The organism is Neisseria mucosa (genome assembly GCF_013267835.1).
GTDB lineage: Bacteria > Pseudomonadota > Gammaproteobacteria > Burkholderiales > Neisseriaceae > Neisseria.
The window spans coordinates 1,835,484-1,856,865 of record NZ_CP053939.1; the positions used below are offsets into that span (position 1 = coordinate 1,835,484).

The following is a 21,382-nucleotide window of genomic DNA, read 5'->3' on the forward strand; positions in this document are numbered from 1 at the left end:
TTGAAAGAACAGTAATTATACTCATTAAATCTTTATCGGCATAGCATGTTCAGGCCGTCTGAATCTTCAGACGGCCTGAGCCTATGATTTTTGCAGCCGCTATTTCAATCGGATGTAAAACGTACCGTCCGGCACGACGGGCAGGTATTTGCGGTAGAAGTCCAGATAGGTCTTGTTTGGGTCTATGTCGGCAAACTGCTGCGGATACAGGGTTTTGGCGATAAATTGCGCGCTGGCCAAATCGGTGAGCGAGCGGGAGGCGGTGTGGTAGATGCCGTAAACGCGTTTGTTTTTGACGGCAGGAATGTCTGCCCAGCCTTTGCGTTTGACAAATCCGGCCAGGCGGCGTTGCGCATCGGCCTGGCTGATGCCTATGCCCATCGCCATAATGCCAGGCTTGTCTTTATGGCCGTTTTCCGTCCCCGAAATGACGATGACGTCGGGTTTGGCCGTCAGGAATTTTTCAGGGTTTATCGGTCCCCAGTTTTTAACGTAAGGCGCGGCGATATTGTTGCCGCCTACTGTGTCGGCAATCGCGCCCCACATATCTTTGCCGAAGGTGTAGCTGTATTCGGACGGGCCTTTGTCGCCGAACTCGATATAGATTTTCGGTTTGGACTGCTTGGCGCGCGCGACGCGTTTTTGGATGTCGGCAATGCCTCGGGCGTATTCGGCGGCAATTTTTTGGGCGCGCGCCTGCGTACCGTTGAGTTCGCCGAAAATTTCCGCACTGCGCGTGTGCCGCGCGACGGTTTCGGCGTTGAAATCGACCACGACGACGGGTATGCCTGCCGCTTCAATGCGCGGCAGGTGGGTGGCGACGGCCTTATACTGCCAGTCGGCCAGAATCAATACGTCCGGCTTGAGCGCGAGCGTTTTCTCCAGTGAAAACGTGCCGGTGTTGATGTTGCCGATGTCCGCAATGTTTTGCAGCGTAGGCAGCTTCTGTTTGAACATCGCCCAGCTGCCGGGATTGAATTTCTCCCAAAACTCACGCGAAATGCCGATGACGTTTTTAAATTTGTCCGCGCCCGTTACCGCGATATAGTCGGGATAGTAAAACGCCAAAACCGCGCGTTTGACCGGGACATCGACTTTGACTTCGCGTCCCAATACGTCTTTGATAGTTTTGATTTCGGCTTGGGCAAAAAGGGGCAGGAGGGCGAGGGAGGCAAATAAAGCGCGTTTGTTCATGAGCGGATACTTTCAAAGAAATGATTATCATTTGTCTTGTTTTCAGGAGAAAAGTTCCCAGACGGTCCTTCTGCGCCGACATTATTTTCAGACGGCCTTACATTGTTTAAACCTTGCCGAAAAAGTAAAATAACCGTTTTAAAAGATTTTGGAGCCATCATGACCGTCAAAACTCGTTTCGCCCCCAGCCCCACCGGCTACCTGCACATCGGCGGCGTACGCACCGCCCTGTTCTCATGGGCGTTTGCCCGCCATCATAAAGGCGAATTCTTATTGCGTATCGAAGACACCGACTTGGCGCGCTCTACCGCCGAATCCGTCAACATCATCCTCGACGGCATGAAATGGGTCGGCCTGGACTACGACAACGCCGACAACGTCGTGTACCAAACCCGCCGTTTCGACCGCTATAAAGAAGTCATCGCCGAACTTTTAGAAAAAGGCCATGCCTACTACTGCTATTGCAGCAAAGAAGAGCTGGAAGCCATGCGCGAGAAAGCCGAAAAAGAAGGCACGGCGACTTACGACCGTCGCTGGCGTCCGGAAGAAGGCAAAACCCTGCCCGAAATCCCTGCCGACATGCAACCCGTTGTCCGCTTCAAAACGCCTTTGGACGGTGTGACCAAATGGACGGACTTGGTCAAAGGCGAAATCTCTATCCCCAATGAAGCACTTGACGACCTGATTATCGCCCGCGCCGACGGCACGCCGACCTACAACTTCTGCGTTGTGGTGGACGACTACGACATGGGTGTTACCCACGTTATCCGCGGTGACGACCATGTGAACAATACCCCGAAACAAATCAACATATTAAAAGCCATCGGCGCTACCCTGCCTGAATACGGCCACCTGCCGATGATTCTTAACGAACAAGGCAAAAAAATCTCCAAACGCAGCGGCGATACCGTTGCCATCACCGATTTTGGCGCAATGGGTATCCTGCCCGAAGCCATGCTCAACTATCTGGCACGCTTGGGCTGGGCGCACGGCGACGACGAGTTCTTTACGATGGAACAATTCATCGAATGGTTTGATTTGAAAGACGTTTCCCCATCTCCAAGCCGCATGGACTTGAAGAAACTCTACTGGATTAACGGCGAACACATCAAAATCACACCTAACGACAAACTGGTCGAAATGGTGAAACCGCGCCTCGCCCTGCGCGATATCCATGAAACAAGCAAGCCTGCTTTGGAAGATGTGTTGGCATTGGTCAAAGACCGCGCCCAAGACCTGAACACGCTTGCCGACGAGTGCCTCTACTTCTACGTCAAACAAACCCCTGCCGAAGCGGACGTGCAGAAACATTGGGACGACGAAGCCGCCGCCCGTATGCTGCGCTTTGCCGAACGCCTCGAGGGTTTGGAAGACTGGAACGCCGAAGCCATCCACGACCTTTTCAAACCTTTCTGTGACGAAGAAGGCATCAAAATGGGCAAACTCGGTATGCCTTTGCGCCTCGCTGTCTGCGGTACGGCAAAAACCCCAAGCGTTGATGCCGTATTGGCATTAATCGGCAAAGAAGAAGTGTTGAAACGGATCCGTTCGTAAGGCATGAATGATAAAAGGCCGTCTGAAAATTTTTCAGACGGCCTTTTGGGTTGTTCAGATTTAGTCTTCAGACTATAATCATTACGTCTTTATAAGGGTATGATTATGAAAAAAATTTCTTTTAAAGTTATTCTAGTACTCATATTTATATTAATAGTGTTTATTTGTCTATTTTTTAGATTTTTTAATGGAAATAATAACTTATTTCCATTAATTCAAGGAAAAAATAGTATCCCTTTAATCGAGATTTTTAATGGGTATGATGAAGTTTGTATTCAAGAACCTTATGTATTGGAAACTGATTTTGAAAATAAATTAGGACAAGATTTATTTTTTTACAAGATGGTAGAAGATAAAACAATATTTTGGGGTAAAAAAAATGGAAAATTTGAGAAGGTTTATTACATTGAATCATGGCCTATGAACAAACAACCCGAAGTTTGTTATCCCATAAATAAAAATATTTGTTTACAGGCAGAAATATCAAATAATTCAAGTTTTTCTAACTTTAATTTAGGGAAGTGTGAAAATGAGTGACTACTATTATAGCCCTAGTACTTTTGTGTCGTATGCAGTAAAAAAGGCTAATGAATATGGTGGCTTTGCAGGCGAAGATGATAAAAGACCACATAATAATAGTTATGATGCATATAGACATGCTCTTTTAAGTGCAGTTATTACTCAAAATATTCAAAAAGTAGCTGAAAGTACATTAATATCTGGTTCTGGTATCGTTTACCCTGTATTTCAGGATCAATTTCATGAATTATCTAAGGCAATAGGACGTGATCGAGCTAAAGCAATACTTGATGATCATGAAGATATTTCTAATAAGCCTGCTAACATGAGTATGGAAGATTGGCGAAAAGAAGTTAACATGGATAAATGGAATAATGCCGTTGGACAAAAGGAATATTTCAAATGGGAGCAAGCAAAAATCAAAGGAGAAACTAAAGATCCATTGGAAAAATGGATCTATGATGCAGTAAAAAGAGGAGAGACGATAAATAATTTGAAAGATAATCGCGTTTTTACTGAGGAAATGAAATTATCATTTAAAAATGAGAAAGAACAGCTACTACAATATTCACAGTCCTTTTTTGTATCTAAACTACAATCTCTTGCCCCAGAAACCCAAAATCTTTTCAATGCAGTAAAAGGACATCTAACCGAATACCATGAGAAAAATGGGATACCGATTGAGGAAGCAAAACTGCAAAACTCTGCAATGGCTCTTACTGCGTTGGGTTATTCCAAAAAAATGACAGATGTCACGCTGTTTAATGTAAAAGACGGACAGTATCTGATTGGTGAGCGTAATCCCATATTGAATCGAGTATCTATGGATATGCAGACAGCAGCCTATATTCCGATAGAAGAAAGCCTTGCAAAGGTTCAGGAAGCGACGCAGCGTTTTGAGTATGAAGAACAGCAAAGACAGTATGCGCAGTCACAAGCACAGGGGATAAGTCGTTCTTAAAACGTAATTAAAGGGAAGGCTGTCTGAAATGTTTCAGACGGCCTTTTATAATAAAACCAGAAAATAATGGAATAAGGCGGAGAATATGAGAAAATAATAGCCACCTGCCTGTCACAACTGCCGATTGAATTAATTTTTATCAGCAGCCTGAATGTCCGGATTGGATAAAATAAGCCATTAAGAACAAAGACCAATAAGCCTATTATGTAAACCTGGCAGCTGAAAAATCGGCTCTGCGCTTTACTTTACAAATCAAACAACTTTAAAGGAAAACCTATGAAAAAAACCTTACTTGCCCTGATGATGTTATCTACCGCCGCGGCGTATGCCGGTGAGGCGGAAGACCGTTTGTTGTCCGTCCAATCGGTTTACCGTGCCGCTTTGAATGAGCAAAACAGCAATGACAGCAAAATCATTTCCCTGCAAAGCGATTTGGAAAGCGCGCAGCGCCGTTTACAGGCTGCGCAATCCGATATTGACCGTTTGAAAGGCGAAATTCAGACGGCCTTGGCTCAGAAAGAGCAGCAAAATGCCAAGCTGCAACAAGCCGGCCAGATGTTGGATGCGGCGTGGAATGCCGTTTACGGCGTAGGCGGCAGCAAGGCGAATCAATAATTTAGACATTGTATTATTTGCGTTTTACGCTTCTTTTATCATATTTATAAGGAAACCTCATGTCCCTACCTCCCTGCCCGAAATGCCACTCCGAATACACTTACGAAGACGGCGCCCAATACGTTTGCCCTGAGTGCGCCCATGAGTGGAACGAGGCCGATGCTGCGGCTGCAAGCGATGATGTATTGGAAGTCAAAGATGCCAACGGCGCAGTATTGCAAGATGGCGATACGGTTGTCTTAATTAAAGATTTGAAAGTCAAAGGCAGCTCTATGGTCATCAAGCAAGGTACCAAAGTCAAAGGCATCCGCCTGCAAGAGGGCGACCACAATATCGGTTGTAAAATCGATGGCAGCGCGATGAACTTGAAATCTGAGTTCGTCAAAAAAGCCTAAAGATTTTATTTTTGAAAGGCCGTCTGAAATCCGAAGAGTAGGATTCAGACGGCCTTCATACATTTCATTTAAAATAAAACAAATCTTTATTTAAAATCAAACAAGTTTAATAGAGTTGAATTTCAGGCCGTCTGAAAAAGCGGCGGCAAAATGTTCCGCACATATGCGGGTGCAAAACCGTTAAAATAACGCTTTCCCCTATTCTACGGAACCATTATGCCTCAGCCGACCGCCAAACAGATTTTGCACGAAGTATTCGGTTATCCCGAATTTCGTGGCAAGCAGGAGGCTATCGTCAATGCTTTGGCCGGCGGCGAGAGTTTGATGGTGCTGATGCCGACGGGCGGGGGTAAGTCTTTGTGTTACCAGATTCCGGCGCTGATGCGCGAAGGCGTGGCGGTTGTCGTATCGCCGCTGATTGCGCTGATGAACGACCAAGTGGCCAGCCTGCATGTGGCCGGGATTGAAGCGGCGGCAGTCAACAGCAGCACATCGGCGGATGAGGCGCGTGAGATTGCCGACAAGCTTGCCCAAGGCCGTCTGAAACTGCTTTATGTCGCACCGGAACGCTTGGTTACCGACCGCTTTTTGCGTTTTCTCGACCAACAAACCGTCAGTCTGTTTGCCATTGATGAGGCGCATTGCGTCAGCCAATGGGGACACGATTTCCGCCCCGAATATCAACAGCTCGGCATGCTTGCCGAACGCTATCCGAACGTCCCGCGCATCGCCCTGACCGCTACCGCCGATGCGGCCACGCGCGCCGACATCAAGCATTATCTGCACTTGGACAATGCGCCCGAATTTATTTCCAGCTTTGACCGCCCGAATATTTATTATCAGGTTATCGAAAAAAATAATGGCAAAAAACAATTGCTGGATTTCATCCGCAAGCAGATGCATGGGCAAAGCGGCATTGTGTATTGCTTAAGCCGCAAAAAAGTCGAGGATGTGGCGCAGTTTTTGTGTGAAAACGGCTTGGAGGCGATTCCGTATCATGCCGGTTTGAGCATGGACGTACGCGAGGAAAACCAACGCCGCTTTACGCATGAAGACAATATTATTGTGGTGGCGACCGTGGCGTTCGGCATGGGCATAGACAAACCCGACGTGCGCTTTGTCGCCCATCTCGATATGCCCCAGAGTGTCGAACATTTCTATCAGGAATCGGGGCGCGCCGGCCGGGACGGGCTGCCTGCCGTGAGCTGGCTGTGTTACGGCTTGAACGATTGGGTGTTGCTGCGCGAACGGATTGCAGAAGGCAACAGCGACGAAGTGCAAAAGCAAATCGAAATGCAAAAACTCGATGCCATGCTTTCCGTCTGCGAAACCGCAGCCTGCCGCCGCGTACTGCTGCTCAAACATTTCGGAGAAGAATCCGAACCCTGCGGCCATTGCGACAACTGCCTGCATCCGCCCGTGCGGTTTGACGGCACGGTGTTGGTGCAAAAATTACTCAGCTGCGTGTACCGCGCCGGACAACGTTTTGCCGCCGGTTACATCACCAACCTTTTGCGCGGCAAAAGCGACGATTGGATACAGCGCAACGGCCATGACAAATTATCCACATTCGGCATCGGCAGCGAACAGACCGACAAGGAATGGCGCAGTGTCATCCGCCAGTGCATCAGCTTGGGCTATCTCACTGTTAACGTCGAGCAGCATCAAGCCCTGCAGCTGACCGAAGCGGCAAAAAAAGTCCTCAAGGGTGAAACCGAAGTCATGCTGCGCCCCCTGCGCCGCGAAAAAACGGCCACCCAAAAGCCGAAAGACGATTGGTTGCGTACCGAGCGCGAAGAGCGTTTGTGGCAGGCATTGCGCCAATGGCGGCAACAACGCGCCCGGGCGGAGGAAGTGCCGGCCTATGTGGTTTGCGGCGACAAAACCCTGCGCGATATTGTCGAAAAAATGCCCCGAAGTTTGGAAGATTTGCATCAAATCTACGGCTTGGGCGAGGCGAAAATCAATAAATTCGGTTTGGAGATACTCGACGTTTGCGAAACGGCTGAAGCCGGTACAGTTTCCACAGACAGTACACAAGTTATCCACAGTTTGGGCGAGCGCGAACAGGCCTTAAAACAGGCTTTGGAAACTTGGCGCGAGCAGCAGGCAAGTGCCGATCAAGTCACGCTGGGTACGGTATTCTCCAACGAAAGCATGGACGACTTACTGACCAATACGCCTGCCGAACCCATCGATCTTTTAGGCGTGTATAAACTCGGCGAAAAACGCATCGAACAATACGGTGAGGGCATTTTAAACATCTGCCGCCCGTTTTCAGACGGCCTGAGCGAAGAGGACAAACGCAAACGCCGCTTGATGCGCCGTCTGCTTCAGTGGAACATCGACACTGCCCGCCATGAAGGGCTCGAAGCTTATCAGATATGCAGCAAAGTTACCCTGCGCGCGATTGCCGCCCGACGGCCGCAAGATTTGGCGGAGCTGGCGGAAATCCACGGCATGAATGAGGAAAAAACCGACAAATACGGCGCGGAGATTGTCGAATTGTGCAAACAAGCAGATTAATTCAGCGCAATGATCATCAAAGGCCGTCTGAAACCCAATCAAACATGGCGTTTCAGACGGCCTTTTTGAATTTTTAATCTTTATAAAACAATGAATAAGAAAATATCTTCATTTGTTTTGTCAGTTTTTTAAAGCTGCCGCGTCTAAACAGGCATGAAAGATGGGATGGTGCCGATGGATTTTTCGTCCCAGCCCATTCGACACACATCGATTAGGAAAATAAATGAACACCTCATCCAATCCCTCTTGGCAGGCCGCTTTCGGCTTGTTGGCACTCAGGCTTTTTGCCGCGTATGAATTTCTTGAGTCCGGCCTGGAAAAATGGAACGGGGAAAACTGGTTTGCAGAAATAAACAGTCAATTTCCCTTTCCGTTCAATTTGTTGTCGGATACGGTCAACTGGAATTTGGCGATGTGGGCGGAACTGGTTTTGCCTGCGCTGCTTATTGTCGGCTTGGCAACGCGGCTGTCCGCGCTGGGATTGATGGTCGTAACGGCTGTCGCATGGTCTGCGGTACATGCCGGCTTGGGTTACAATGTGTGCGACAACGGTTATAAAATGGCACTGATTTATTTGGTGGTTTTATTTCCTGTCCTGTTACAGGGCGCAGGCCGTCTGTCTTTGGATGCACTGCTGAAGAAACGCTGTTGCCGCATCAAGCATTTTCTTTAAGGATTATCTTTAAGGATTAATGGTCGCGGGCCGACTTTAAATGCCCGATATTATCCCTTGATTTGTTTTAAAACCCATATTTTAAAAAGGAAGTTGAAATGAAAAAAAATGTAGCTGCTGCTCTGGCCGGTGCACTGTCCCTGTCTTTGGCTGCCGGTGTTGTTGCCGCTGATAAAGCCGCCAGCGACGTGGCCGTTGAGAAAACTGTTAAAGCTGCCGAAGGTACTTGCGGCGCGGCTGCCAAAGCCGGTGAAGGTTCTTGCGGCGCAGCCATGAAAAAAGCACACGCCAAAAAAGGCAAAGCATCTAAAGCCAAAGCTGCCAAAGTAGTAGAAGGCAAATGCGGCGAAGGTAAATGCGGTTCTAAATAATCCTGCAACATACCTTTAACAAAGTCGCATTTTACAAACGAAAATGCGACTTTGTCGTTCATACGGCACCATAACAGGACATCACCATGATTCAACACGCAGGCTTGGGCTACCGCCGCGACTTGGCGGAAGACTTCCTCTCGCTTTCAGACGACAGCCCGATACGCTTTATCGAAGCCGCCCCCGAAAACTGGCTGAAAATGGGCGGCAGGGCGCGCAAACAGTTTGACCGCGTGGCGGAACGGCTGCCGCTGGCGTTGCACGGATTATCCATGTCGCTGGGCGGACAAGCCCCGCTGGATACCGATTTGATAGACGGAATCAAAGAAATGATGCGCCGTTACGATTGCACGTTTTTCTCCGACCATTTGAGCTACTGCCACGATGGCGGTCATCTTTACGATTTGTTGCCGCTGCCCTTCACTGAAGAAATGGTGCAACATACCGCGCGGCGTATCCGCGAAGTGCAGGATCGGTTGGGCTGCCGCATTGCCGTAGAAAACACGTCCTACTACCTGCATTCTCCGCTTGCCGAAATGAACGAAGTCGAGTTCCTTAACGCGGTTGCCCATGAAGCCGACTGCGGCATTCATTTGGACGTGAACAATATCTACGTCAACGCCGTCAACCACGGCCTGTTGTCGCCTGAGGCCTTTTTAGAAAATGTGGATGCAGGGCGCGTATGCTATATCCATATTGCCGGGCATGATGTGGAAACACCGGAATTGTTGATTGATACGCATGGCGCGGCGGTTTTGCCGACCGTTTGGGATTTGCTCGAACTCGCCTATGCCAAACTGCCGACGATTCCGCCCACCCTGTTGGAACGCGATTTCAATTTCCCGCCTTTTGCCGAACTCGAAGCCGAAGTCGCTAAAATCGCCGACTATCAAACGCGTGCCGGAAAGGAATACCGCCGTGCAGCCTGAAACTTCCGCCCAATACCAACACCGATTTGCCCAAGCCATACGCGAAGGCAAAGCCGCAGACGGATTGCCGCAAGAGCGCTTAAACGTCTATATCCGCCTGATACGCAACAATATTCACAGCTTTATCGACCGCTGCTATACCGAAACGCTGCAATACTTTGACAGCGAAGAATGGGGCCGTCTGAAAGAAGGTTTCGTCCGTGACGCGCGCGCCCAAACGCCCTATTTTCAAGAAATCCCCGGCGAGTTCCTCCGATATTGCCAAAGCCTGCCGCTTTCAGACGACCTCTTGGCCTTGATGGACTTTGAACACTCCCAGCTGCTCGCCGAAACCGCTCAAACCGACAGCCAAGCAGTCCATACAGATTCAGACGATTTGGCGTACACCCTTTCTCCCGCCGCCTTTGTGCGCCGTTATCAGTATGACGTGACCGACGAATTGCAGGAGGCGGAAACTGCCGTTTTGGTGTGGCGCGATAAGGAAGACGACGTGATGTATCAAACGCTCGACGATTTCGACGCATTATTGCTGGAAACGCTGGCAGAGACGCCCACTTCCCTAAACGGCCTGCAAACCATGCTGGCAGAGTTCATGCCGTCTGAAAACGCTTGGCAGGACGCATTAAGGCAGAAATGGGCGGACTGGCTGGAACAGGGCATTTTGGTTGCAGCATAAATCAAGGCCGTCTGAAACGGACGCAGTCGGTTTCGGCGAAACAAAAATACTACTGAAATCGTTTATAGATTCAATCGCATGCTCTTGCCGTATCAGCGTAAAATCAGAAGCATATTGATCATTCCTTTCATACTGATACATTATGGCCCTACCCGAACTGACCAATGCCGAGCTTGCCGAATCCCGCAAACTGCTGCTGCGCTTTGCCCATATCCAGCTGCCCGACCGCCCCGATTTAGCGGAAGACCTCGTACAGGAAACCATGCTTTCCGCCTACCGCGCGGCCGAGGGTTTTAAAGGTGGCGCCCAGGTGAGCAGCTGGCTGTTTGCAATCTTAAAAAACAAAATTACCGACTGCCTGCGCCAAATCGGGCGGCAACGCCAAGTTTTCGTCACGCGCGACGAGGAAGCCTTGGATGAAGCCTTTGAAGGACATTTTGCCGCCGACGGACATTGGACGGACGAAGGACAGCCTCAGGGTTGGGACTCGCCCGAAGCCAGTTTGAACAATAAAGAGTTCTACCAAGTTTTGCAGACCTGCCTCTACCATCTGCCGGAAAACACCGCCCGCGTGTTTACCATGAAAGAGATTCTTGGCTTTTCAAGCGATGAAATCCGCGAACAATGCGGCATCAGCCATGCCAACTACCACACCATCATGCACCGCGCGCGCGAAACCTTGCGCCAGTGTCTGCAAATCAAATGGTTCTCCCATGTCTGACAGGAAAACGCCATGAAAAAATGCCGCAAAATAACCGATCTGATTTCCAAACAGCAAGACCAAGTGCGTCTCAGTCTTTTTAACCGCATTGCCCTTGCCGTGCACCTGTCGCTCTGTCCCCGTTGCCGCGAATATAAGAAACAGCTCGCATTAATTAGCAACGCCATGCACAAGATGTTTCGATGATTCAAAAAAGGCCGTCTGAAACCTACCCCTGTCAGTTTCAAACGGCCTTTTTGTGTCCGCTTGATTTATCGCTAATCTTGAATAAGCTGTGGCTGGCCGCTCACTTTTTTAGTTGCCTTTATTTTCAAACTTGCGCCGTTGGCCTTTGCCTTTTGAGGCATGGCTGCGGATTTTGATACGGCAGAACAAGATAAAGGCCGTCTGAAAGATAAATTTCAGACGGCCTTTTTCACGGCTTTTAGTGTTGTTCTTCCGGCTCTGGTTCGTCTTTGCCGAACCAGTTGTCAAAGCGGATGGTGTATTTCAATTCGCCGCCGGATGAGCGTGTGCCGATGCGGGCAATGGCTTGGATGGCGCGGGTCAGTTGGTACACGAGTTTGACGGATTGTTCGGCGCTGGAGATGCCATATTCGTAACCTACGTAGAGGTTGTTGGTGAGCTGTTTGCCGACGGTCAGGACTTGTTCGGCAGGGTTGAGCTCGCCGGTTTGGGCGTTGCGGCTGCGTTTGCTGGTAAAGCCCAAATCATCGACAAGGCCGATGCGGTCGTTGACTTGACCGGCAAGCAATGCGCTGGCGGCGGCGGAGAGTGTGGCGTTGTCGCCGTCGCTGCCGCTGCTGGCACGGTTGAGGATGAGCCAGGAGAGTTTGTCTTTTTCGCTCATGGCTTCTTTGGCAACCAAGGTCACGCGCGGATTGCTGAGGCTGCCGAGGACTTCGACACCTGCGCCGACCGGGGAGAGACGGCGTTCGGCACGGATGTTGAGGTTCGGATCGGTCAGCGGGCCGACAAAGGAAACCGAGCCTTTGGTGATGTCGAGGTCTTGGCCGTAGGCTTTGTAGCGGCCTTTGACAACGCGCACGGTACCGACGCCTTGGACGGCTTCGCCGGGGCGGGACGTGATGGTCAGTTTGCCGCCGATGGTAACGTCTGCGCCGTAGCCGACAAAGCGGACATTGTCGTTGATGTTCAAGACAAGGTTCAGATTAATCGGCGTGGTGGCCGTTGCTTCTTTTTTGGTTTCGCCCAGTACGACCACGTCGTCATCGAGGGTCGGCATGGAGGATTTTTGCGAACCAAACCTGCCGTAGTCGGTGTTGAGCGTGCCGTTGAGCGATACGCCTTTTTCCGGATTGTAGAGGACTTTGGCCGCGCCGGAGAGCTGCAGTTGGCGGTTTGGACGTGAGAGGGTGCGGTATTTGTCGAAGACGATGTCCACGTCGACATCGGGGTTGGCGTTGGCAAGGTTGACCGCGCCTTTGAGCTCAATCGTGCCGCCACGGTGGAATTTGAGGCTGTCGATCACCCATTTTTGACCTTGCAGGCGTGAACGCAATACGCCGTTGTCGAGAATCAGGCCTTGGGTTTGATGGCGGTAATAGAGGTTGTCGCCGTTAATCTGGCCGCTCAGTTGCGGATCGTTCAGACGGCCTGCCAAGTTGACGGCGGCGTTCAGACGGCCTTTGAGGGTTTGGCCGACGGGCAGGAAGTTGCGGAAGACTTCGAGGTTGGCGACGTTCAGGTTGAGCTTGCCGCTCAGAGGGGCGGTATCGAAGCTGGTACCCTGACCGATGTTGACAATGCCGTCGGCCCGGCCGTAATTGGTTTGGAGGTCGAGGTTGCTGTTGACGGTAGGCGAACCGAGTCGGCCGCCGATGGTGGCGGTCGCGTTCAGACGGCCTGTAATGCCTTGGGCTGTGGCCGGCATAAAGGATTTGAGCGAGCCCAGATCGGGAACGCTGATATTGACCTTGCCGCTGACGGGGGCGTTGTTGATGTTGTTGCCGAACTGTTGGGCGATGCCGAGGGTGCCGTCAACTTTGCCGAAGCGGGTGTTGCCTTCCAGCGTGCTGTCGATGCGGCCGTTTTGGAAACGGGTGCGCAGGGCGAGTGCGGAAAGTCCCAAAGGCTGTTTGTTTTTCAGGTCTTTGCCCGGCAGGATGATGTCGCCGCTTTGACGGCTGATGTTGAGGAAGCCGCGCGCGTTTTGACTGTACGCCAAATCCCAGTCACCGCCCAAGACGAGGTTGTGTTCGATGGGCGGGGTGTAGAAGTTGTGCAACTCGGTAATGTGCAGATTTTGCGCGCTGCCTTTGCTGGTAATGCCGGCTTTTTTGTCCCAAACGAAATTTTGCAGGTTGAGGCTGCCGCCCATGGCCGCCCAGCGTGCGCTGCTGAGGGAAACGCGTTCGCTGCCGGCTTCGAGGTTGAGGCGGTTTTGCAGTTTGAGGTTGAACGCGCCGCTGATGTCGAGCGTGTCGACCGTGCCTTTCCATTGGGTTTGGTCTTTGTTGAGGCCGCCGGCGGCGTCGAGGTCGAGCTTGTAGCGTTTGCTGTCCACCGCCATGTTGCTGTTGCCGCGGATGTGGTGGTGGGAGCCTGTGCCGCTGATGAGCAGGTTGACGTTGTCGATCATGGCCGCGCCGCCGGAGACGGCGATGTGTTCGCCTTTAATGTCGGCACTCAGCGGACGGTTGGTGTCGGGCGAACCTTTGAGCTTGAAGTCGAGGGTGCGGATGTTGACGGCATCGGCGACTTTGAAGTTGCGCGCTTCGCCGTTCAAATCGGCTTCAAGGGTTTTGAGGCCGTCTGAAAAGCTGCCGGAGATGTAGCCGCGTGCGTTGAGCAGGCCGCTCAAGCCGAAGCCGAAACGCGACAAATCGGGGGCGGTAATGTTGAGGTTGAGGCGGTCGCCTTTTTTGCCGAAGCTGCCGTTGGTTTTGACGATGTTGCTGCCGAGGGTCAGGTCGGTCAGGGCGCGCGAGAGGTGTTTGTTTTCATAGGCGACGTCGGCTTTGCCGCTGAGCGGAACGCCGTTGAGCGTACTCGGTGCAAACTGCATTTTGCCGGCGAATTTTTCTTGCGCCAGTATGCCGGTCAAGTTGATGTTGCCGTTGACGCTGCCTTGCGGAAGTTGCGGATCGATGCGCGCAGGGTTGAAGGCTTTGCTGACGATGTCCAATTGCAGTTTGCGGTCTTTGAAGAGTTCGAGCGAGCCTTTGGCGTTGAGTTCGCCGCCGTTTTGCGGAACCAGACGGACTTTGTCGAGCTTGAGCGTGCGCTGGCCGAGCTGTTTGTCGGTTTGGAAAAACAGCATGCCGTCTGTACGCGCAAATCCGCTGTCGAGATTCCAGTTGACGACGGGGGAGGAGGTTTCGCCTTTGACGTCGATACTGCCGTTCAGACGGCCTGCGATGTTTTGACGGACAAAGTCGTCCGCGCCGGTATTGTTGATGCCCAGTGCGAGTTTGAGCTGGTCTTGGGCGGTATCGATAGAGCCGGATACATCGATGCTGCCGTCTTTGAGCAGGCCGACGCCGATGTCTTCGATTTTGACCGTACCTTTGTCGTCGACGATGAATTCGCCGAGGATGCGTTTGACGGGGATATAGTTTTCATCGGCAAAACCGGCTTGGTCGTTTTCCAAGTCTATCGAGCCTTCCAGCGCAACGCCGTCTGTAAAGGACGGAATGGTGGTGGCGTCGAAATTCAGACGCGCTTTGGGTAGGGTGGGCAGGAAGGCCTGCGGATTGATGTTGGAACCTTTAACCAGGATTTCGCCGACGGTTTCGTTGAGGCTGTCGGCGAATGGGTGGATGGTGGATTTGGCAGACAAATGAACGTTGTCGCCGTCGAGCAGCAGGTCGGTGTACACGTCTTGCAGGCTGCCCCACAAGCGCACCGTGCCGTGTATGGTTTCGCCCTCAAGCTGGCCTTTGGTGTAGATGGCGGTATTGAGGACGTAAGGTTTGTTCAAACCGAGCACCACCGCGCCTGTCGAGCTGCTCCAGGGCGTATCGGCGGTTTTGATGTGGAGGCGGTGTTCTTTTTTGTCGTAATGGTAGGCCGCGTGCAGATGGTCGAGATAGACGGTCTGCTTGTCAAAACGCTTGCCCACGCTGATTTTGCCGGTTTCCAAACGGTCGAGATAGGCGGTAACGGGCAAGTCTATGCTGTCGGGCAGGCCTTTTGACGGCTCTTCTTCTTTGGGCGGCGTGCGCTTGGTCACAATGGCGATGTCGCCGGCCACGACTTCGGTAATGTGCAAAGACGGACGGAACAGCTCGGACGGTTTCCAATCAAAACGGAAGCTGCTGATTTTGATGTCCGCACCGTCTGTTTCAATCAACCATTTGTCGCCTTCAAAACCTTCAATCAGCGTGCCTTTCAGCGTGTCCGAAGAGATTTTGACGCCGAACCATGACGGGATTTTGTACAAACCGAAACGCAAACCCGATTCCGTACCGACCAGCCAGCCGATCGCGCCGGCGGAAACGGTCAATACGCCCAAGGCGGACAGGACAAAGCCGCGCAACAGGCGTTTTTTGCGCTTTGGCGGGGCGGGCTGTTGTTCAGACGGCGTGGAAGTGTTTGCAGTATCGGTCATGATATTTTTCTGTTTGTCTGTTGTTTAGACGGCCTGGAATGGCTGAGGCCGTCTGAAAGAATGGATGGTGTATGTTTGTTAAAACCTTGTGCCCAAGCTGATGTGCCAGCGGATTTTTTTGTCGTGGTGGCCGTAGGCAATGTCGAAGGAGAACGGCGCAACCGGGCTGAACCAGCGCACGCCCAAGCCGGTACCGTGTTTTAAGGTCATGTGTTTGAAGTTGCTTGCTGCGTCGCCGACATCGTGGAAGATGGCGCCGGAGAAGCTTTTGGTGACCGGAAATTGATATTCGAGGCTGCCGACCACCAAGGCGCGTTGCGGCAGGACGGAGCCGTTGGGGCCTGCCAAGCCGATGCTGTCGAGTTCGTAACCGCGTACGGAAGTCGCGCCGCCGGTGCGGAACATCAGGCTGGAAGGCACTTCTTCGCCTTCGCGGGCATAAACGTAGCCGGCCTGTCCGCGTACGATGAATGTACCGATTTTTTTGTTTTCAGGCGTGAAGAAATAGCCTGCCCGTGCCGTAGCGCGCGCCATTTGGGTGGAGGAGAGGAATTTGCCCAAGGTCGAGCCGATTTTGCCGTCGAGGTAGTAGCCGTTTTGAGGATGCAGCTCGGTTTCGATGCTTTGCCGTTTCCATGAGGCGGTCAGCATGGTGGCATGGCTTCGGCCCAAATCGTAGCTGGTGTCGGGGACTTTGCGGTCTTCGGTAATGAATTCGAGGCCGAAGCGGGCATCGATATTGTTGCGGTCGCGGACATACCAAATGCCGCTGGACAGGGCGCGTTTTTCAAGGTTTTGCGTGGTCGAGCGGTTGTAGGAAACGTTGCTTGTCCAGTAGTTGCCGCGGTTGTTGCGCGGCTGGCTGATACCGGCGGCCAGCGTGGTTTCGTATTTGTCCATGTCCCAAACGACCGAGCCGATGTAGCCTTTGTTGAAGAGGTTGTAATAGTCGTAGGCGATGCGGCCGCCGATTCCGTATTCAGAGTCGTAGCGGATACCGGTTTCCAGTTTGTGGCGTTTGACTTCGGTCACGTTGATTTTGACGGGAACGCGGTCGCCTTGCAGTTGGTCGAAGTCGGCCTGTACGGACGCGCCGGAATAGTGGCCGTTTTGCTCGAGCGCCTGTTGCAGGTCGAGGATTTTGTCTAAGTCGTAAGGCGAACCGGGTTGGAAGCGCGCCATGCCGGAAACCACGCTTTCAGGGTAGCGGCGCGTGCCGGTGATTTGGAACTCGCCAAAGTAAATCGGGCGGTTGCTTTCCACGATGACGTTTAAGTCGGCCTTTTGGGTATTGGGATTGATGGTGGCCTGGGTGGTGGTAAGTTTCGCCAAAGGGTATTTTTTGCGCGTTACCGCGCTGAGGACGGAGGTTTTACTCGCATTCCAGCCATCTTGGTCGAAGTTTTCGCCAATGGGCTGCTGCCAGTTTTCCATCGCATTTTGGTAGTACCCGGCCAGGTTTTCGTCATTCAATACGTCGCCGAGGATGGCCACGCTGACGTTGTCGATTTTGGTGCGCGGGCCGGGGGTAACGTTGACGGTGTAGCTCTCGCCATGGTCTTGAATACTGACGTTGCTGTTGAAGTAGCCTTTGGTCCGGAGCATGGTTTTGACGTTGTCGGGCGCCTCTTCGGCGAGGAAGCCGACCTGCTCTTTGTCCAGCTCTTCGTCCTGCTGCTGGGTAATCAGCGGCAGGTATTCTTCAAGCATTTCTTTGACTTCGCTGTCTTGGGTGTCGATTTTGACGGGGAATTTGGGCTTGAGTTTGCCTGTTTGGTCGTCTTTGGGCTGCTTGGGCATTTCGGATTCGGGGACAGCCTCGTAGTCTTCCGCTTTGGGAACGGAAGTATCTACTGCCAACGCGTGTCCGTAGGCGAGCGCCAAAGATGCGAATAAAACAGGGTAGGTCAGTTTGGTCATGATGTGTGTTCGACAGCGACAATTCTTCAGTCTGTGGATTTTAACATTATTTCTGCAAGGTTTCAGGCTATGGTTATAAACGGAAATTTAGCGCGATAATGTTGCCAAATGCGACTTAAGGGAAGATTTTGGTTTGTTTCTATACGATTGTAATACTTATATTTTTGTATTTTGACTGATGAAGTTGCCTTTGTATTCGGCCTTATGGCGCAGATTTCAGGCCGTCTGAAATCAAGATACAGAGGGATAAGGCAATGGTATGGGTATGCTTTAAATTAGGGTTTGAGTGGGTTTTACTGTATTTTTGGCATAAAGTGCTAACTGTGTCATAAATGCTAAACTTTAATGCCGTTTTTGTGAGGTGTGCATGAAAACCTCGCCGACAAATGATTTTTTATTTTAGAATGTAAGACTTTTTTAACATATCTTTAAATTGAAGGAACGGATATGGCAAGTGGCAATCCGCTTTTGAACGCGCTCAACAGCGTCAGCCTGGTGGTACAAATCGCCATCGGCTTGGTTTTAGGTATTCTTGTGGGTGCAGTTGCGCCGCAAGTCGGTATCAGCGCAGGACTGCTGGGCAGCCTGTTTGTCGGTGCGCTTAAGGCTATTGCGCCGATTTTGGTATTTGTTTTGGTGACTGCCGCCATCGCGCAACACCAAAAAGGCAATCAGGCCTACATCAAACCGATTTTGATTTTGTATATTTTTGGTACGTTTGCAGCCGCTGTGGTGGCGGTTGTCGCCAGCATGGTATTTCCGACCACGCTGATTCTGCGTGCGGCCGGCGATGTATCCGTTGCGCCGCCTTCCGGCATTATCGAAGTGTTGAAAACGCTGCTGATGAATTTGGTGGCCAACCCGATTAATGCGCTGGCCAATGCCAACTATATCGGCATTTTGGCTTGGGCCCTGATATTGGGTGCGGCTTTGCGCCATCACGGTTCGGATACGACCCGTCAAGTGGCGGCTGATTTGGCCGATACCGTTTCGACCGTTGTGAAATGGATTATCCGTTTTGCGCCGTTGGGTATTTTCGGCTTGGTGTCCTCTACCATTGCGGAAACCGGTTTTGAAGCGCTTGCCGGCTATATGCAGCTGTTGGCCGTATTGCTCGGCTGTATGCTGTTTATCGCGTTGGTGGTCAACCCGATTATTGTGTGGACGCAAATCCGCAGCAATCCTTTCCCGCTGGTGTTTACCTGCCTGCGCGAAAGCGGCGTGTATGCCTTCTTCACCCGTTCTTCCGCCGCCAACATCCCTGTGAACATGGCATTGGCGAAAAAACTGGGTCTGCACGAAGACACTTACTCTATCTCCATTCCATTGGGTGCAACCATCAATATGGCCGGTGCGGCCATTACCATTACTGTTTTGGCGATGGCTGCGGCGCACACGCAAGGCATTACGGTTGACTTCGCCACCGCCCTGCTGCTGAGCCTGGTGGCTACCGTCAGCGCGTGCGGCGCGTCCGGTGTGGCCGGCGGTTCGTTGCTGCTGATTCCTTTGGCGTGCAGCCTGTTCGGTATCGATAACGATGTGGCCATGCAGGTGGTTGCCGTCGGCTTCATTATCGGCGTGATTCAAGACTCTGCAGAAACTGCGTTGAACTCTTCCACCGACGTTTTGTTTACTGCCGCTGCCGATTTGGGTCGTCAACGTAAAGAGTGATTTTTAAGGGCAACCTAAATCCAGCAAAGGCCGTCTGAAAAGTTTCAGACGGCCTTTGTTTTGGGCAAAGAAAAGGGATTTTTAGATGGTCAAGCCGATAGATTGGTTTGGTCGGACTGATGGTATCTGCTGTCATCGGTCGGATTTTTCCCGTAAAATACAGTCTTGAATGTATTTGAGTTATCCTTTTCAGACGGCCTGGCCGTCTTATCAAATTTGCAAAAACAATGATTAAAAAAATATTCTCATGGTTCGAGTCCCGCATCGACCCTTATCCCGAAGCCGCCCCGAAAACGCCTGAAAAAGGGTTGTGGCGGTTTATTTGGAGCAACATTGAAGGCGTGCGCAAATGGATTGCCGTGTTGGCCGTGTTTACGGTCGGCGTCGGCATTATGGAAGCCTTGATGTTCCAATTTATGGGCAAGGTGGTCGACTGGCTCGGCGCTTATACACCGCAAACACTTTTTGCTGAAAAAGGCCATGCATTAATCGGCATGATGGCCATGGTGGCATTTTTTGCCGTTTGGACCTTTTTCGCTTCCAATGTGCGCCTGCAAACCCTGCAAGGCGTGTTCCCCATGCGCTTGCGCTGGAATTTCCACCGCCTGATGCTGGGTCAAAGCCTGGGCTTTTATCAGGACGAGTTTGCCGGCCGCGTGTCCGCTAAAGTCATGCAAACCGCGCTGGCGCTGCGTGATGTGGTGATGACCGTTGCCGATATGGTTGTGTATGTGTTGGTGTACTTCATCACTTCCGGCGTGATTCTGTCCTCATTCGATGCCTGGCTTATCGTGCCGTTTATCTGCTGGATGATTGGATTCGCGATGATTATGCGTTTCCTGATTCCCAAGCTCGGCAGAACCGCTGCGCGTCAGGCTGATGCGCGCTCGCTGATGACCGGCCGCATTACCGATGCATATTCCAATATCGCCACCGTCAAACTCTTCTCCCACGGCGCACGCGAGGCCGCTTATGCCAAGCAGTCGATGGAAGAATTTATGGTAACCGTCCATGCCCAAATGCGTTTGGCAACGCTGCTGCACACCTGCAGTTTTATCGTCAACAGTTCGCTGACCGTCGGCACAACCGCCTTGGGCATTTGGCTTTGGTATCACGGCCAAGTCGGCGTGGGCGCGGTTGCCACCGCCACGGCCATGGCATTGCGTGTGAACGGTTTGTCGCAATACATCATGTGGGAATCCGCCCGATTGTTTGAAAACATCGGTACCGTCAACGACGGCATGGCCACCCTGTCCAAACCCCACACCATCCTCGACAAGCCGCAAGCCCTGCCGCTGAAAGTTACCCGGGGCGAAATCAAGTTTGAACACGTCGATTTCTCCTACGAAGCAGGCAAACCGCTCCTCAACGGCTTTAATCTGAACATCAAACCCGGCGAAAAAGTCGGCTTGATCGGCCGCAGCGGCGCGGGCAAATCCACCATCGTCAACCTACTCCTGCGCTTTTACGAACCGCAAAGCGGCACGATTTCGATCGACGGCCAAAACGTGGACAGCGTGACCCAAGAAAGTCTGCGCGCCCAAATTGGTCTGGTAACGCAAGATACCTCGCTGCTGCACCGATCCGTGCGTGATAACATTATCTACGGCCGCCCCGATGCCACAGACGCCGAAATGATTTCCGCTGCCGAACGCGCCGAAGCCGCCGACTTCATCCCCAACCTTTCCGACGCCAAAGGCCGGCGCGGTTATGATGCACACGTCGGCGAACGCGGCGTGAAACTTTCCGGCGGTCAGCGCCAACGCATCGCCATCGCCCGCGTTATGCTCAAAGACGCGCCGATTCTGTTGCTTGACGAAGCCACCAGCGCGCTCGACTCCGAAGTCGAAGCCGCCATCCAAGAAAGCCTCGACAAAATGATGGAAGGCAAAACCGTGATCGCCATCGCCCACCGCCTCTCCACCATCGCTGCGATGGACCGCCTCATCGTCTTGGACAAAGGCCGCATCATCGAAGAAGGCAGCCATGCCGAGCTCCTCGAGAAACAAGGCCTGTATGCCAAACTTTGGGCGCACCAAAGCGGCGGTTTCTTGAGTGAGCATGTCGAGTGGGAAAACAATTAA

At 51.9% G+C, this 21,382-nt stretch carries 17 protein-coding genes; 14 read left to right on the forward strand and 3 right to left on the reverse strand.

Annotation, left to right across the window (positions count from 1 at the left end; all coding sequences use genetic code 11):
- Window positions 1–99: 99 nt before the first annotated feature.
- Window positions 100–1,194: an ABC transporter substrate-binding protein gene (locus FOC66_RS08800; protein WP_003747819.1), complete on the reverse strand. Its 1,095-nt coding sequence runs from the start codon at window positions 1,192–1,194 to the stop codon at window positions 100–102.
- 159 nt (window positions 1,195–1,353) lie between these two features.
- On the opposite strand from FOC66_RS08800, the gene gltX reads away from it, so the two are divergent.
- From gltX to FOC66_RS08860, 12 genes are all read left to right on the forward strand, one after another.
- The gene (gene gltX, locus FOC66_RS08805) at window positions 1,354–2,748 is read left to right on the forward strand and encodes a glutamate--tRNA ligase (protein ID WP_003747820.1); all 1,395 of its coding nucleotides are present in this window, start codon (window positions 1,354–1,356) and stop codon (window positions 2,746–2,748) included.
- A 105-nt stretch (window positions 2,749–2,853) separates the two neighbouring features.
- Complete coding sequence (locus FOC66_RS10765; protein WP_231288100.1) at window positions 2,854–3,285, forward strand: hypothetical protein; 432 nt, start codon at window positions 2,854–2,856, stop codon at window positions 3,283–3,285.
- Window positions 3,278–4,228, forward strand: coding sequence for a hypothetical protein (locus FOC66_RS08815; RefSeq protein WP_003747822.1), 951 nt, complete (start codon window positions 3,278–3,280; stop codon window positions 4,226–4,228). The genes FOC66_RS10765 and FOC66_RS08815 overlap by 8 nt, the downstream gene beginning before the upstream one ends.
- A 276-nt stretch (window positions 4,229–4,504) precedes the next feature.
- Window positions 4,505–4,843: a hypothetical protein gene (locus FOC66_RS08820; protein WP_003747823.1), complete on the forward strand. Its 339-nt coding sequence runs from the start codon at window positions 4,505–4,507 to the stop codon at window positions 4,841–4,843.
- A 59-nt stretch (window positions 4,844–4,902) separates the two neighbouring features.
- Entirely contained in the window at window positions 4,903–5,238 is a 336-nt protein-coding gene (locus tag FOC66_RS08825; RefSeq protein ID WP_003747824.1) for a zinc ribbon domain-containing protein YjdM, read from the forward strand.
- 216 nt (window positions 5,239–5,454) lie between these two features.
- Complete coding sequence (gene recQ / locus FOC66_RS08830; protein WP_003747830.1) at window positions 5,455–7,764, forward strand: DNA helicase RecQ; 2,310 nt, start codon at window positions 5,455–5,457, stop codon at window positions 7,762–7,764.
- A gap of 223 nt (window positions 7,765–7,987) precedes the next feature.
- Window positions 7,988–8,437, forward strand: coding sequence for an HvfX family Cu-binding RiPP maturation protein (locus FOC66_RS08835; protein WP_003747831.1), 450 nt, complete (start codon window positions 7,988–7,990; stop codon window positions 8,435–8,437).
- A 98-nt stretch (window positions 8,438–8,535) separates the two neighbouring features.
- Window positions 8,536–8,808 (forward strand): hypothetical protein, encoded by a 273-nt coding sequence (locus FOC66_RS08840; protein WP_049333024.1) that lies wholly within the window; start codon window positions 8,536–8,538, stop codon window positions 8,806–8,808.
- Window positions 8,809–8,894: 86 nt separating this feature from the next.
- Complete coding sequence (locus FOC66_RS08845; protein WP_003747835.1) at window positions 8,895–9,737, forward strand: HvfB family MNIO-type RiPP peptide maturase; 843 nt, start codon at window positions 8,895–8,897, stop codon at window positions 9,735–9,737.
- Complete coding sequence (locus FOC66_RS08850; RefSeq protein ID WP_003747838.1) at window positions 9,727–10,413, forward strand: HvfC family RiPP maturation protein; 687 nt, start codon at window positions 9,727–9,729, stop codon at window positions 10,411–10,413. The genes FOC66_RS08845 and FOC66_RS08850 overlap by 11 nt, the downstream gene beginning before the upstream one ends.
- Window positions 10,414–10,555: 142 nt before the next feature.
- Window positions 10,556–11,134 carry a sigma-70 family RNA polymerase sigma factor gene (locus FOC66_RS08855; RefSeq protein WP_003747840.1) on the forward strand — a complete coding sequence of 193 codons (579 nt, stop codon included), beginning with the start codon at window positions 10,556–10,558 and terminating at the stop codon, window positions 11,132–11,134.
- 12 nt (window positions 11,135–11,146) lie between these two features.
- On the forward strand, window positions 11,147–11,320 hold the full coding sequence (locus FOC66_RS08860) for a hypothetical protein (RefSeq protein ID WP_003747841.1): 174 nt from the start codon (window positions 11,147–11,149) through the stop codon (window positions 11,318–11,320).
- 238 nt (window positions 11,321–11,558) lie between these two features.
- Here FOC66_RS08860 and FOC66_RS08865 read toward each other — a convergent pair whose 3' ends face one another.
- Window positions 11,559–15,707 carry a translocation/assembly module TamB domain-containing protein gene (locus FOC66_RS08865; protein WP_003747846.1) on the reverse strand — a complete coding sequence of 1,383 codons (4,149 nt, stop codon included), beginning with the start codon at window positions 15,705–15,707 and terminating at the stop codon, window positions 11,559–11,561.
- A gap of 78 nt (window positions 15,708–15,785) precedes the next feature.
- A complete protein-coding gene (locus FOC66_RS08870) occupies window positions 15,786–17,627 on the reverse strand; it encodes an autotransporter assembly complex protein TamA (protein WP_003747848.1) in 1,842 nt (613 codons plus the stop codon).
- Between the two features lie 447 nt (window positions 17,628–18,074).
- Here FOC66_RS08870 and sstT point away from each other — a divergent pair, with 447 nt between their 5' ends.
- Window positions 18,075–19,298 carry a serine/threonine transporter SstT gene (sstT, locus tag FOC66_RS08875; protein ID WP_003747851.1) on the forward strand — a complete coding sequence of 408 codons (1,224 nt, stop codon included), beginning with the start codon at window positions 18,075–18,077 and terminating at the stop codon, window positions 19,296–19,298.
- Window positions 19,299–19,525: 227 nt separating this feature from the next.
- Window positions 19,526–21,382, forward strand: coding sequence for an ABC transporter ATP-binding protein (locus FOC66_RS08880; protein WP_003747854.1), 1,857 nt, complete (start codon window positions 19,526–19,528; stop codon window positions 21,380–21,382).